General features: G+C 67.8%; 13 protein-coding genes. 4 read left to right on the top strand and 9 right to left on the bottom strand.

Annotated features, from left to right (window positions below; all coding sequences use genetic code 11):
• The first annotated feature begins 59 nt into the window (after window positions 1-59).
• Both ACK6C6_RS15355 and ACK6C6_RS15350 read left to right on the top strand, forming a co-directional pair.
• Window positions 60-998 carry a CysB family HTH-type transcriptional regulator gene (locus ACK6C6_RS15355; RefSeq protein WP_036216366.1) on the top strand — a complete coding sequence of 313 codons (939 nt, stop codon included), beginning with the start codon at window positions 60-62 and terminating at the stop codon, window positions 996-998.
• 15 nt (window positions 999-1,013) lie between these two features.
• A complete protein-coding gene (locus ACK6C6_RS15350) occupies window positions 1,014-1,673 on the top strand; it encodes a class I SAM-dependent methyltransferase (RefSeq protein ID WP_209588724.1) in 660 nt (219 codons plus the stop codon).
• Window positions 1,674-1,684: 11 nt separating this feature from the next.
• Here ACK6C6_RS15350 and ACK6C6_RS15345 read toward each other — a convergent pair whose 3' ends face one another.
• Window positions 1,685-2,254, bottom strand: coding sequence for a hypothetical protein (locus ACK6C6_RS15345; protein WP_409268010.1), 570 nt, complete (start codon window positions 2,252-2,254; stop codon window positions 1,685-1,687).
• Between the two features lie 125 nt (window positions 2,255-2,379).
• The gene (gene ygiD / locus ACK6C6_RS15340; protein WP_409268008.1) at window positions 2,380-3,246 is read right to left on the bottom strand and encodes a 4,5-DOPA dioxygenase extradiol; all 867 of its coding nucleotides are present in this window, start codon (window positions 3,244-3,246) and stop codon (window positions 2,380-2,382) included.
• Between the two features lie 155 nt (window positions 3,247-3,401).
• Between ygiD and ACK6C6_RS15335 the strand changes: the two genes are divergently transcribed.
• On the top strand, window positions 3,402-3,911 hold the full coding sequence (locus tag ACK6C6_RS15335) for a hypothetical protein (protein ID WP_036216371.1): 510 nt from the start codon (window positions 3,402-3,404) through the stop codon (window positions 3,909-3,911).
• A 12-nt stretch (window positions 3,912-3,923) separates the two neighbouring features.
• Here ACK6C6_RS15335 and nhaA read toward each other — a convergent pair whose 3' ends face one another.
• The 3 genes from nhaA to ACK6C6_RS15320 all read right to left on the bottom strand — a co-directional run bounded on the left by nhaA (window position 3,924) and on the right by ACK6C6_RS15320 (window position 7,428).
• A complete protein-coding gene (nhaA, locus tag ACK6C6_RS15330) occupies window positions 3,924-5,141 on the bottom strand; it encodes a Na+/H+ antiporter NhaA (protein ID WP_409268005.1) in 1,218 nt (405 codons plus the stop codon).
• Between the two features lie 186 nt (window positions 5,142-5,327).
• The gene (locus tag ACK6C6_RS15325; protein WP_209588719.1) at window positions 5,328-6,800 is read right to left on the bottom strand and encodes a sodium:alanine symporter family protein; all 1,473 of its coding nucleotides are present in this window, start codon (window positions 6,798-6,800) and stop codon (window positions 5,328-5,330) included.
• Window positions 6,801-7,023: 223 nt separating this feature from the next.
• The gene (locus ACK6C6_RS15320) at window positions 7,024-7,428 is read right to left on the bottom strand and encodes a DUF2141 domain-containing protein (protein ID WP_209588718.1); all 405 of its coding nucleotides are present in this window, start codon (window positions 7,426-7,428) and stop codon (window positions 7,024-7,026) included.
• Window positions 7,429-7,553: 125 nt separating this feature from the next.
• Here ACK6C6_RS15320 and ACK6C6_RS15315 point away from each other — a divergent pair, with 125 nt between their 5' ends.
• Window positions 7,554-8,081, top strand: a complete 528-nt coding sequence (locus ACK6C6_RS15315; RefSeq protein WP_209588717.1) for a sterol desaturase family protein — start codon at window positions 7,554-7,556, stop codon at window positions 8,079-8,081.
• Here the strand turns inward: ACK6C6_RS15315 and crtB are convergent.
• The 4 genes from crtB to ACK6C6_RS15295 are packed head-to-tail and all read right to left on the bottom strand — an operon-like array spanning window position 7,984 to window position 12,986.
• Window positions 7,984-8,958, bottom strand: a complete 975-nt coding sequence (crtB, locus tag ACK6C6_RS15310; RefSeq protein ID WP_292043801.1) for a 15-cis-phytoene synthase CrtB — start codon at window positions 8,956-8,958, stop codon at window positions 7,984-7,986. The two genes, ACK6C6_RS15315 and crtB, sit on opposite strands and share 98 nt — an antisense overlap.
• On the bottom strand, window positions 8,955-10,508 hold the full coding sequence (locus ACK6C6_RS15305; RefSeq protein ID WP_409268003.1) for a phytoene desaturase: 1,554 nt from the start codon (window positions 10,506-10,508) through the stop codon (window positions 8,955-8,957). The genes crtB and ACK6C6_RS15305 overlap by 4 nt, the downstream gene beginning before the upstream one ends.
• On the bottom strand, window positions 10,505-11,674 hold the full coding sequence (crtY, locus tag ACK6C6_RS15300) for a lycopene beta-cyclase CrtY (protein ID WP_409268001.1): 1,170 nt from the start codon (window positions 11,672-11,674) through the stop codon (window positions 10,505-10,507). Before crtY ends, ACK6C6_RS15305 begins: the two co-directional genes overlap by 4 nt.
• A 4-nt stretch (window positions 11,675-11,678) precedes the next feature.
• Complete coding sequence (locus ACK6C6_RS15295) at window positions 11,679-12,986, bottom strand: glycosyltransferase (RefSeq protein WP_409268000.1); 1,308 nt, start codon at window positions 12,984-12,986, stop codon at window positions 11,679-11,681.
• Between the last annotated feature and the right edge of the window lie 2 nt (window positions 12,987-12,988).

Below are 12,988 nucleotides of genomic sequence, written 5' to 3'. Positions count from 1 at the left end.
CATCTTAAAATGTCATCTGCTGACGCTTTAACAAGACCAATAGAACAACCGACCACCACATGAACCTTCACCAGCTGCGCTTCGTGCGCGAAGCCGTGCGCCAGAACTACAACCTGACCGATGCCGCCAAGGCGCTGTTCACCTCCCAGCCGGGAGTGTCGAAAGCGATCATCGAGCTCGAGGAAGAGCTCGGCGTCGACATCTTTACCCGCCACGGCAAGCGCATCCGCGGGCTGACCGAGCCGGGCCGGCTGGTCCTGCAGTCGGTCGAGCTGATCATGCAGGAGATCGACAGCCTCAAGCGCATCGGCAAGGAATACGCGGCCCACGACAGCGGCAGCTTCACCATCGCCACCACCCATACCCAGGCGCGTTACATGCTGCCCAAGGTGGTGCAGGGCTTCATGCAGAAGTACCCCAAGGTGCGCTTGTCATTATTGCAAGGGAACCCGAAGCAGATCGCCGACATGGTCAAGAACGACCAGGCCGACCTGGCCATCGCCACCGAGTCGATCGCCGCCATCGACGGCCTGATCACGCTGCCGTGCTACCAGTGGGAGCACGTGCTGGTGGTGCCGCAAGAACATCCGCTGCTGCGCTCGAAAGCGGTGTCGCTGGAGGAAATCGCCGGCTACCCGGTCATCACCTATGACGCCGCCTTTGCCGGCCGCAGCAAGATCGACCACGCCTTCGGCCTGCGCCACCTGAAGCCGGACGTGCTGCTGGAAGCGATCGACGCCGACGTCATCAAGACCTACGTCGAGCTGGGCATGGGCGTGGGCATCATCGCCGGCATGGCCTTCGACCCGGAACGCGACCGCAACCTGCGCGCCATCCCCGTCGGCCACCTGTTCGGCATGAACACCTCGCGCGTGGCGATCAAGCAGGGCGCCTACCTGCGCAGCTATATCTATACCTTCATCGAACTGCTCGCCCCGACCCTCAACCGCAAGATGGTCGAGTCCGCGATGCGCGGCGGCGAGAACTACGAACTGTAATTACAAGGAAACACCATGAGCACCAACCCAGTCGCCGACTTCTATACCGCGATCGCGGACCACTACGACGCCCAGTTCCACGACGAGAGCGACGAAGACCGCCAGGACGACCTCGACGACGTCGCCGAGCAGGTCGGCGAGCTGTTGCGCGGCCACACCGTGCTGGAACTCGGTTGCGGCACCGGCTACTTCACCGACGTGATCGCCGAAACGGCGCAATCGGTGCTGGCCACCGACATCAGCGAAGCGATGCTGAACGTGGCGCGCGAGCACGGCGAAGGGCTGGAGAACGTGCAGTACCGCGTGGTCGACGCACTGAATTTGCCCACCGACCTCGGCAAGTTCACGGCGGTATTCGCCGGCTTCCTGTGGTCGCATTTCAAGAAGGAAGAGCAGGACGCCTTCATCGCCGGACTGCGCGCCCGCATCGGCTCGAATGCGCTGCTGGTGCTGATCGACGACGAGTACGTCGAAGGCGCCAGCCCGACGGTCGCGCGCACCGACGCCCAGGGCAATACCTGGGCCCAGTTCGTCGATGCCGACGGCAAGCGCCACGAGCTGCCCAAGAACTACCCGACCGACAGCGCGCTGCGCAAGCGCCTCGGCACGGCGGTGCGCGAGATCAAGATCGGCCGCTGGGACAGCTGCTGGGCGCTGACCTGCCGCCTGAAATAAGTCCTGCCGGCTTAAAAACCGCGGCCCATCCCGATACTCATGTTGCCGCCGCCCGGTGCGCCGCCGCCAGGCATGCCGCCCGGCCCGCGGCCGCCGCGGCCGCCGCCCTCCGGCTTGCCGCCACCTTCCCTGCGGCCTTCGCCAGCGCCCGGTCCCGGCGGCTGGCGTTCCAGGATGCTCCTGACGCGCGCCAGCACCAGGCCTCGTTGACGGTCGTCGAGCGCATCGTTCATCGTGAACCAGATTTCGCGCAGCTCCTTGTCCTCGTCGTGAATCATGGCTGCATCGTCGGCGAGCGCGCCGGCCAGGCCGCGCAGTTCGGCGGACGGCTCGTTGGCGAGCTTCTTGGCGGCGGCATCGAGTTCGTCGCGCCGCTCCTTGCGCAGCCGCAGGATGGCGCGCGTCTTGCGCATGCTCTGTTCCCACAGCAGGTTCTGGTTGTCGGTCAGGCCGAGTTCCTTCTTGATGTCCGGCGCCTGCATGAGCAGGTCGTCGGCGCGCCAGTCGGTGACGGGGACCGCGTAGGCCAGCGTCTGGGTGCACAGGAAGGCGGCGGCGAGGGCGAAGGTAGCGAGCTTCATGGATGCATGGGGAAGGGAAGGGAAAGCCATTCTCTGTTGCCTGAGCGTTAAGCGCGGTTGCTCATCTGTAAGCAAATGTTGCGGGGGCCGCACTGGCCGTGGGTTCGCACTGAAGCCGATCCGGATCAAATATTCGTCTGCTCCGGCGGCACCCGCTCCGGCAACGTCTGCGAGTCGGCTGCGTCCCCGAGCTGGGACGGCGTCTGCATGCCGACCACATAGCTCGTCATGCTGAGCGAACCGAGCGCCCTTGCCTCGGCAAACGGGACGGCTGGCTCGCCGCTGGCCCGGCACAGGCCGGCAAGGTAGGCGAGGGGCAGGAAATGCTCTGGCGTCGGCACGGCGAGCGCGTAATCCGGCGAGGACTCGACCTCGGCCAGATCGCCCGGCGCGGTCGTCATCAGCGCGCGCACGCGCGCGTCGAAGCGGTCTGCCCAGTCGAAGCCCTGGCTTGCGCGCGCCCAGTCGACCAGCCGCAGATTGTGGACGACGTTGCCGCTTCCCAGGATCAGGACGCCGCGATCGCGCAGCGGCGCCAGGCGCGCACCGAGGTCCATGTGATAGGCGAGCGGGGCGGCGGCATGGATCGACAGTTGCACTACCGGGATGTCCGCCCCGGGGAAGACATGCGCAAGGACCGACCAGGTGCCGTGGTCGAGGCCCCAGCTGTCCATGTCCATGCCGATATAGGTGGGTTTCAGCAGTTCGGCGACTTCATGCGCGACATCGGGACTGCCTGGCGCGGGATAGTCGAAGGCAAACAGCTCCTTCGGAAACCCGTAGAAGTCGTGGATCACCTTGGGGCGCGGCATCGCGGTGACTGCGGTCCCCTGGATGAACCAGTGCGCCGAGATGGCCAGCACGGCGCGCGGGCGCGGCAGCAGGCGACCGAGCGAGCGCCAGGTCTCCGTAAACTCGTTGATTTCGAGCGTGTTCATGGGCGAACCGTGGCCGATGAACACGGCGGGCATGCGAGAGCCGCTGGTCGACATGTTGCTTGCTCCTTGGCCGCGCTGCGGCGAATCGGGTGTGGTCGATAGTACTACGGGACAGCCATGCGAGACGGCGCGCCAGGCCGGCGACATCATCTTGCAATATTGACTACATTTGAGTGACCGTTAAACGACTTGCACAGGAGCCCGTCCCAATGAACTTTCGCAGCCTGCTTTCCTCCGTACTGATCGGCGCCGTCGCCAGCGCACGCTCGATGACCCCGATGGCCACCATCGCCACCGCCCGCATGGCCAAGCGCGACACCCCCGGCGAGCTGTTCCTGCTCGACCGCCCGCTGTTCAAGTACGGCGCACTGGCGATGGGCGCGGGTGAGCTGATCGGCGACAAGATGAAAACCGCGCCCGACCGCACCGTGTTCCTGGGCCTGCTGGCGCGGGTCATGAGCGCCGGCATCGCCGGCGCCGCGCTGGCGCCCAAGGGCCGGGAAAAGGCCGGCGCGGCGGCCGCGGTTGCCACCGCCGTGCCGCTTGCCTACCTGACGCTGGCCGGCCGCAAGCAGGCCATGGCGCGCATCGGCCAGACCCGCAGCGGCCTGATCGAAGACGCGCTCATCGTTGCCGCCGGCAGCGCCATCGTGGCCTTGTCGACTCGCGGGCAGCACGAGCATGGGCGTACGCCGCTGCAGCGCGCCTACGCCCGCTGAGCGGCGCTGCTCTTAGCGGGGCGCCTCGTCCGCCTCGAAATCCAGCGTATCGGTATCGCGGTCCGTGGCCAGCGGACCGCCCAGCAGCTTGAGCCAGGTGAAGCCGGCAATGCCGGCCACCAGCGAGGCGACCAGGATCGCCATCTTGGATGCATTGATGGTGTCGCCCGCGCCGACGAATGCCAGGTTGGTGATGAAGATCGACATCGTGAAACCGATCCCGCCCAGCAGGCCGGCGCCCAGGATGTGGCGCCAGGCCAGGTCCAGCGGCAGCCGGCACAACCCGAGCGCGACCGCCGCAAAGCTGAACAGGAAGATGCCGACCGGCTTGCCGACCACCAGGCCGGCGATGATGCCCAGGCTGTTGCTGCTGAGGAGTTCGGTTTCCCAGCCGGCCCCGATGATGATGCCGGTATTGGCCAGCGCGAAGATCGGCAGGATCAGGAAGGTCACCGGCTTGTGCAGGACGTGTTCCAGCCGGTGCGAGGGCGACTCGGCATCGTCTTCCCTGCTTGAATACGGAATCGTGAAGGCCAGCAGGACACCCGCGATGGTCGCGTGCACGCCGGACTTGAGCATCAGGAACCACATCAGCGCGCCACCTGCCAGGTAGGGCAGCAGCGCCATCACGCGCAGCACGCGGTTCAGCGCCAGCAGGCCGGCGAACACGGCCAGTGCACCCAGCAGGTAGAGGAAGGACAGCTCGGCGGTATAGAACAGGGCGATGACGATGATCGCCCCCAGGTCGTCCATCACGGCCAGGGCGGTGAGGAAGATCTTGAGCGAAGCCGGCACCCGGCTGCCCAGCAGGGCCAGCACGCCGAGCGCAAAAGCGATGTCGGTTGCCATCGGGATGCCGACGCCGGCCTGGGTGGGCGTGCCGGCGTTCAGGCCGAAGTGGATCAGGGCCGGCACCGCGATGCCGCCCGCGGCGGCCAGCATCGGCAGCATGGCGTTCTTCAGGTCGGACAATTCGCCGTTGACCAGTTCGCGCTTGAGCTCGAGGCCGATCAGCAGGAAGAAGATCGCCATCAAGGCGTCGTTGACCCAGTGCTCGATGCTCAGGCCGGCGACGACCTGGTGCCAGAAGCCGAGCCAGGCGGGACCGAGCGTGGAGTTGGCGATCGCCAGCGAGAGGATCGTGCAGAGGATCAGGACGATGCCGCCGGCCTTGCTCGACTCGAAGAATTCCTTGAAGCTCAGCGAGAGGGGACGTTCGATGCGGATCATGCGGCCTCCATGGCGGCATGACGGGAAACGGACGTGGAGATGGAAACGGGATGGATGCTGTGCATGGGATGGTCGCGAATAAGCCGCGTGGCGGCCCGACCATCGCGCATCCTGTCGTGCCTTGCCCGGCACGATCACCCGCGACCATGATACCACGCCCGGGCTGCCGGGCGTGACTTGCCGCGCTTAGCGGACGGTTTCGGCGGCCTTGTCCTGCGCTGCCGCCTGGCTGTTACGCTGCACCCAGTAGTCGGCGTTCTTGATGCCCAGCGCCACCGGATCGAAGACCGGGTCCTTGCCCTGCGCCTTCTGCGCCTCGTAGTCGCGCAGGCACTTGAAGGCCACGTTGCGCATCAGGAGGATGGCGATGATGTTCAGCCAGGCCATCAGGCCCACGCCCAGGTCGCCCAGCGCCCATGCCGCATCGGCGGTCTTGATCGCGCCGTAGAAGGTCGCTGCGATCATGCACAGCTTCAGCACGAAGGCCATCCAGGGACGGCTGGTGGCGCGGTTGATGTAGGCGATGTTGGTTTCGGCGATGTAGTAGTAGGCCACGATCGTCGTGAAGGCGAAGAACAGCAGGGCGATGGCGACGAACAGCGCACCGAAGCCCGGCATGATGTTCTCCAGCGCGGTCTGGACATAGCCCGGTCCGGCCGCCACGCCCTGCACGCCGGTGAACATCGGGGTGCCGTCCGGCGCCTGCACGTTGTACTGGCCGGTAATCAGGAGCATGAAGGCGGTGGCCGAGCACACGAACAGGGTGTCGACGTAGACCGAGAAGCCCTGCACCAGGCCCTGCTTGGCCGGGTGGCTCACTTCCGCCGCCGACGAGGCGTGCGGGCCGGTGCCCTGGCCGGCTTCGTTCGAGTACACGCCGCGCTTGACGCCCCACTGGATCGCCATGCCGATGATGGCGCCGAAGCCGGCGTCCAGGCCGAAGGCCGAACTGAAGATCAGGCTCAGCACTCCAGGCAGCTGTTCGATGTGCAGGGCCACGATGATGCAGGCCACCACGATGTAGCCGAGCGCCATGAAGGGCACCACGTATTCGGCGAAGGTCGCGATGCGCTTGACGCCGCCGAAGATGATGAAGGCCAGCGCGATCGCCAGCAGCACGCCGGTGACGGTGGTATCGACGCCGGCAGCGGTCTTCAGGCTTTCGGCGATCGAGTTGGCCTGCACGCCCGGCAGCAGCACGCCGGTGGCGAGGATGGTCACGAACGCGAACAGCAGGGCGTACCACTTCACGCCCAGGCCCTTCTCGATGTAGAAGGCGGGGCCGCCGCGGTACTGCTTGTTGATCGATTCCTTGTACACCTGGCCGAGGGTGGACTCGACGAAGGCCGAGCTGGCGCCCAGGAAGGCCATCATCCACATCCAGAACACGGCGCCGGGACCACCGAAGGTGATGGCGGTGGCGACGCCGGCGATGTTGCCGGTGCCGACGCGGCCTGCCAGGGTCATTGTCAGCGCCTGGAAGGAGGAAACACCCTGGTCGGAGCTTTTCCCGTCCATCATCAGGCGGGTCATTTCCCGCAAATGACGCAATTGCAGGAAGCGCGATCGGACGGAGAAATACAGCCCGGTGCCCAGGCACAGCGCGATCAGCGCCGTGCTCCAGACATATTCGTTCAGGGTGTTGACCAACTCATTCATTTACTTTGTTTCCCGGTGGCAAGGAAATACGGGCTTTGTGGGCCCGTCTTCGTGTGATGGACACGGCCGGAAACGCTGCCCGGCCTCTCGTGGATAGCAAAGATACCTGAAGAGTTAATCGATTCCTATCGTTATTTTTGAGCTCGCCGGACATGCCTCAGAATCGTGCGCGGCAGGCAGCCGCGGGCGACGCCGCGGGGCACGCGGGCACGCTTTCGGTGCGTCAGTGCAGCTTGATCGGCGCCACCGTCGTCCCTTCGCGCACCTCGATGGCGGCGTCGCCGAAATCCGGCGGGCCGAAGCGGCCGACCGCGTCGCGGCTGAAGCCGTAGTTTTCCGTGGGGATGCCGAGGAAGTTGCGATCGAGCTGATTGTTTCCGTTCTCGTCCTGGTAGGCCAGCACTGCCCAGGTGCCGGGCGGGATGTCGCGGAAGGCGACCACGGTCTCACCGGCCTGGGCCGGCACCGAGGCGTGGTGGGCGCACTGCTTGAGGAAGCGCTCGCGGTCGCACACGGCGACATTGACCTTGCCCTTGCCGCCGGCGACCTTGGTCACCCGCACTTCGACCGTGGCGGCGGATGCGGGCAGCGCCAGCAGCAGGGCGCAGGAAAGCAGTAGGTGACGCATGGATGTCCTTTCATTGATGAAGAATGCTTGTACCGTCGCTGAACCGCAGCGGGGTGTGTGCGGCGCTTGTGCGGCGCGGCGCCTGTGGTAGGCTCGATGTATTCCGGTTAACTCATTTTTTCGCCATGCTGCTCAATGCCCTCATCGTCGTGCTCACCGTCGTGCTGATGGAAGTGTTTTCCATCGTCGCACACAAGTATGTGATGCATGGCTTCGGCTGGGGCTGGCACCGCTCGCACCACGAGCCGCGCAGCGGGTGGTTCGAGAAGAACGACCTGTATGCCGTGGTGTTCGCGGGCGTGGCGATCGCCCTGATCTGGTTCGGCACCGAAGGCGCCTGGCCGCTGCAGTGGATCGGGGCCGGCATGACCGCCTACGGCGCCCTGTACTTCGTCGCCCACGACGGCCTGGTGCACCAGCGCTGGCCGTTCCGCTACACGCCTAGACGCGGCTACCTCAAGCGCCTGTACCAGGCCCACCGCATGCACCATGCGGTCGAGGGCAAGGACGGCGCCGTCTCCTTCGGCTTCCTGTACGCGCCCCCGGTCCACAAGCTCAAGCAGGCCTTGCATGCGCGGCACGGGGGGCGTCCACCGCGGCGCCAGGACGCTGCCACAGCGCCGGATCGCGCGGCAGCGCCGCAGGACCACTGAAGCGCGAACCAAGGGCGCTCCCCGCGCCCTTGGCCAGCAGCCACAGCTTGGTCGCCTTGCCCGTGCCGGCGCGCTCGTCCCAGGCATGCGCGCCGCGCCGCTTGACCTCGATGCCGATCTGCCGGTAGACATTGCGCGCGCTGGCGATGGCCCAGGCCGAGCGCAGGGGCAGGGCGGCGATGCCCGCGCCGGCCGAGTGGTAGTAGGGTTCGGCGTGGTCCACCAGGCGCGCCGCCACCTTGGCCAGCTGCGCGCGGTAACGTGGATCGGCCAGCTCGCGGGGCGGAATGCCGGCTTCGCGCAGCCACTGCGCCGGCAGGTAGCAGCGCCCCATGCGGGCATCCTCGACGATGTCGCGCGCAATATTTGTCAGCTGGAAGGCGAGGCCCAGGTCGCAGGCGCGGTCCAGCACGCGCGGCTCCTGCGCGCCCATGATCGAGGCCATCATCAGGCCGACCACGCCGGCCACGTGGTAGCAATAGCGCAGCGTGTCCTCGATGGTTTCGTAGTGCGTCTCCTGGACGTCCATCGCGAAGCCGGCCAGGTGGTCGAGCGCGAAGCGCGGGTCGATGCGGTGGCGCAGCGCCACTTCCTGGAAGGCGGCAAAGGCCGGGTCGCGCATCGGTTCGCCAAGGTAGGCACGCCGGGTCTGGTCTTCCAGCACGGCCAGCTTGGCGGCGGCATCGCGCGGCGCGCCGCCCGGCAGGTTGAAACCGAGTTCCTGGCCGTCGACGACGTCGTCGCAGTGGCGGCACCAGGCATACAGCATCAGCACGCTGCGCCGCGTCGCCGGGTCGAACAGGCGCGCAGCCGCCGCAAAACTCTTGGACCCGACTTCGATGCTGCGGGTGGCGTGGTCCATCAGCGCTTCGCTCATGCCCGCAGCTCCTGCACGCGCGGCGCGGCGACCGGGGACTGCGCGGCTTCGCCGAGCATCAGGCCGGCCGTCGCCTTGGCCGAGCCGATCACGCCCGGCACGCCGGCGCCCGGATGGGTGCCGGCGCCCACCAGGTAGAGATTGGAGAGTTCACTGTCGCGGTTGTGCGGGCGGAACCAGGCGCTCTGGGTCAGGATCGGCTCGAGCGAGAAGGCCGAGCCCAGATGGGCATTGAGCTGGTCGCGGAAGTCGAGCGGGGTGAAGAAGCGGCTGGTGACGAGCTGGCTGCGCAGGCCCGGCATGTAGCGCTGTTCGAGGTAGTCGAAGATGCGGTCGCGGTAGCGCGGGCCTTCCACTGACCAGTCGATCGGCGCATTGCCCAGGTGCGGCACCGGCGCCAGCACGTAGTGGCTGCCGCAGCCGGGCGGCGCCAAGGAAGGGTCGGTGACGCAGGGCGCGTGCAGGTAGAGCGAGAAGTCCTCGGCCAGTTCCTGTCCCTGGAAGATGTCCTTGATCAGCTCGCGGTAGCGCGGGCCGAAGCAGACCGTATGGTGCTGCAGCTGCTCGTGGTGCTTGTCCAGGCCGAAGTAGAGCACGAACAGCGAATTGCTGAAGCGCTTCTTCTGCAGCGCCGCGCCTTCGGCCTTGCCGCGTGGGTGCTGGCCGAGCAGCCCGGCATAGGTGTGCACCACGTCGGCGTTCGAGGCCACCGCGTCGGCGCCAAACAGGCGGCCGTCCTCCACCCGCACCCCGGTGACCCGGTTGCCGGAGGCTTCGATCTGCGCCACCGGCGCATTCAGCTCGATGCGCCCGCCGATATCCTGGAACAGCTTGACCATGCCGCGCACCAGGGCGCCGGTGCCGCCGCGCGGGAACCACACGCCCCATTGCCGCTCCAGGGCGTGGATGAGCGTGTAGATCGAACTCGTGGCGAACGGGTTGCCGCCCACCAGCAGCGAGTGGAAGGAGAAGGCCTGGCGCAGCTGCTCGTCCTGGATGAACTTCGCCACCAGGCTGTACACGCTGCGCCAGGCCTGCAGACGCGCCAGCTGCGGGCCGGCCGCGATCATGTCGCGGAAGGAGAGGAAGGGCACGGCGCCGAGCTTCAGGTAGCCCTCGTCGAACACGGCCTTCGAATAGGCCAGGAAGCGGCGGTAGCCTTCCACGTCTTGCGGGTTGCGCGCGTGGATCTGGCGGTCGAGCGCCTCCTGGTCGTTGGCGTAGTCGAAGTGGCTGCCGTCTTCCCAGCACAGGCGGTAGAAGGGCGTTACCGGCAACAGTTCGACGTAGTCGGACAGGCGCTTGCCGGCCAGCGTGAACAGCTCCTCGATGCAGGAGGGATCGGTGATCACGGTCGGCCCGGCGTCGAACACGAAGCCTTCGTCCTCGTAGACATAGGCGCGGCCGCCCGGCTTGTCGCGCTTTTCCAGCAGCGTGACCTGCACGCCGCTGGCCTGCAGGCGGATGGCGAGCGCGAGGCCGCCGAAGCCGGCGCCGATCACCACGGCCTGTTTTCCTTGTTCGATGCGATCGCTTGTGAACTGAGTCATGCGGGTTTCCTGATCTGGTCGGGGTGAATCTTGCATGCCGCTACCAGGGCTTGCGCCACCGGCACCGGCGGTTTGCCGCTGAGGACCCGCGCCTTGTCGGCCAGGCGCGGCCGGCCGGCATAGAAGCGCGCGATCAGCGGCGCCGGCAGGCGGTAGAAGCGCTGCATCACACGCCAGCGCTGCTCCGGGCGGCCGGCGAGGAAGAGCATGCGGTTGAGCAGGCGGAAGAAGCGCTGGCCCTGCCATTCGCGCCGCGCTTCCATGCGGATCGCCGCGAACAGTTGCGGCGCTTCGAGCACGGGCAGGGCGGCGATGTGCTCCGCCAGGCGCACCGCGTGCGGCAGCGAGTAGCCGGTGGTCGGATGGAACAGGCCGGCGCGCAGGCCGCTGCTGGGCTGCCCGGCCAGCTCGTCCCAGAAGGCGTCGAAGTCGCCGGCCAGCACGATCGGCAGCGAGCCCTGTTCCTCGCGCAGCACGTCAAGCACCTGCCAGCCGCGCGCGGCCACGTAGGCCGCGATGTTGGCGCGCAGCCGCTCGGGCTGCCAGGCGGCGCTGTCGACGTAGTGGGTGTCCTCGACCAGCAGCCGGTCCGGGCCGAAGGGCAGCAGGTAGACGAAGCGGTAGCCGCCTTGCTGCTCGACCGCCGCGTCCATGATGACCGGATGGGCCAGGCCATGCGGCGCGGCCAGGCGCAGCTCCTGGCCCAGGAAGGTCTGGTAGCCGAGCGACAGATGGCCGCTGGGACGCATGCCGCGCCCGTCGATGACGGCGCGCGCCTGGATGGTCTGGCCGTCCGCCAGGCGCACGCTGGTCGGCGTGAGCGACGCGATGCGCACGCGGGTGAGCAGGGCGGCGCCCAGCGCCGGCTCGATGACGCGCGCGAAATCGCTGGAGGCGATGCTGGCGTAGCCGCCTTCGAGCGTGCGCGCCAGCTCGGGGAAGGCGACGTCGTAGCGCGGCCAGCGCTGCGTGACGAGCGGGGCGATCCAGGCGCGCTGGGCGGGCTGAAGGTCACTGTCGTGGAAGGACCAAGTGTGGTTGCCGCCGATGTGCTCGCCGCTTTCCAGCAGCAGGATGCGCAGCTCCGGGCGCAGGCTGCGCAGGCGCCAGGCCAGCAGGCCGTTGGCGAGTCCGCCGCCGGCCAGCACCAGGTCGTAGTCGGGCATGGGCTTATCCAAGGCTTGCCGCATCCATGGCAAGCGGCCGGCGCGCACCCTGCAGCGCGGCCTCGATGATGTCGGCCGCGCGCACCGTACCGCCGGCACTGGCCACGCTCTCGGCCATGGCGTCCAGGCGGGTGCGGAAGCCGTCTTCGTCGAGCAGGCGGCGCAGCAGGCGCGCCAGTTGCGCACTGCCGGTCAGGCGCGCCGAGGCTTTCAGGCCGATGCCGGTGTGGACCACGCGCGCCGCGGTGCCGGGCTGGTCGAAGGCGATCGGCAGGGCCAGGATCGGGGTGCGTGCGGCGATCGCGTCCATGATGGTGTTCGAACCCGCGTGCGAGACCACGGCGTCGGCGCGTTCGAGGACCGCCTGCTGGTTGGCGAAGCCGCAGACCCAGGTCGCGCCGGCCGCCTCCAGGGCGCGCTCCTGGTGCGCATCGAGGCCGCCGCAGTGGGCGACCAGCAGCTGCGCGTCGAGCGCGCGGCAGGCCCGCGCAATACGCTTGAACAGCGCCAGGCGTCCGCCCTGCATGGTGCCGAGCGAAGCGAATACGAAGGGCTTGCCGGCCGCGATCGCGGGCATGAAGTGCCGGTTCGCGCTGCCGGCGTGCGTGCCGGTGGGCCGCAGCGGCCCGACATGGTGGAAATGCGGCGGCAAGGCACGGCGCGGGAAGTCGAAGGCGGCCACCGTCTGGCTGACCTGGGCCAGGGGCGACAGGCAGTCGTGCAGCGCATCGCGGGCCGGCAGGCCGAGGCGGCGCGCATTGGCTTCGATGCTGCGGCGGTGCGGCGTCATCATCCAGTCGTAGACGCGGGTGCTGCCCTCGTAGATGGCGCGTGCGCGCTCGTCCTCGGCATAGTCGAAGGGCATGACGGGCAGCGGGATGCCGGGCTCGCGGTTGACCGGCAGCGCGCAGGCCACCGAGACGAAGGGCAGGCCGAGTCCCTCGGCCACCAGTGCGCCGGCCGCTTCCATCTGGTCGGCGATGAGGGCGTCGATCCCGAGCGCGTCGATGGCGCGCGGCAGTTCGCGGCACAGCATGTCGGTGCTGCCCGCCATGTCGAGGATGACGCGGCGCAGGCCCAGGGGACTGCCGGGGTTGGCGGCGCGGCGCAGCACGGCGTCCAGCGAGCCGGGCGGATGGGTGGCGGCGCCCACCGCATGGAAGCCGATGCGCGGATCGGCGACATAGGCGCGTGCATCCGGGCGGTGCACGAAGGTGACGCGGTGGCCACGTTGCACCAGCTCGCCGGCAAGCGCGCCCAGGGCGTTGAAATGGCTGTAGAACGCGGGTGCGACGACCCCGAAGTGCGCCATGT

It is taken from the genome of Massilia sp. BHUDP2 (genome assembly GCF_046236355.1).
Taxonomy (GTDB): Bacteria; Pseudomonadota; Gammaproteobacteria; order Burkholderiales; family Burkholderiaceae_D; genus Telluria; species Telluria varians.
Note: the sequence above shows the minus strand (reverse complement) of the source record. Positions and strands in the feature narration are given on the sequence as shown.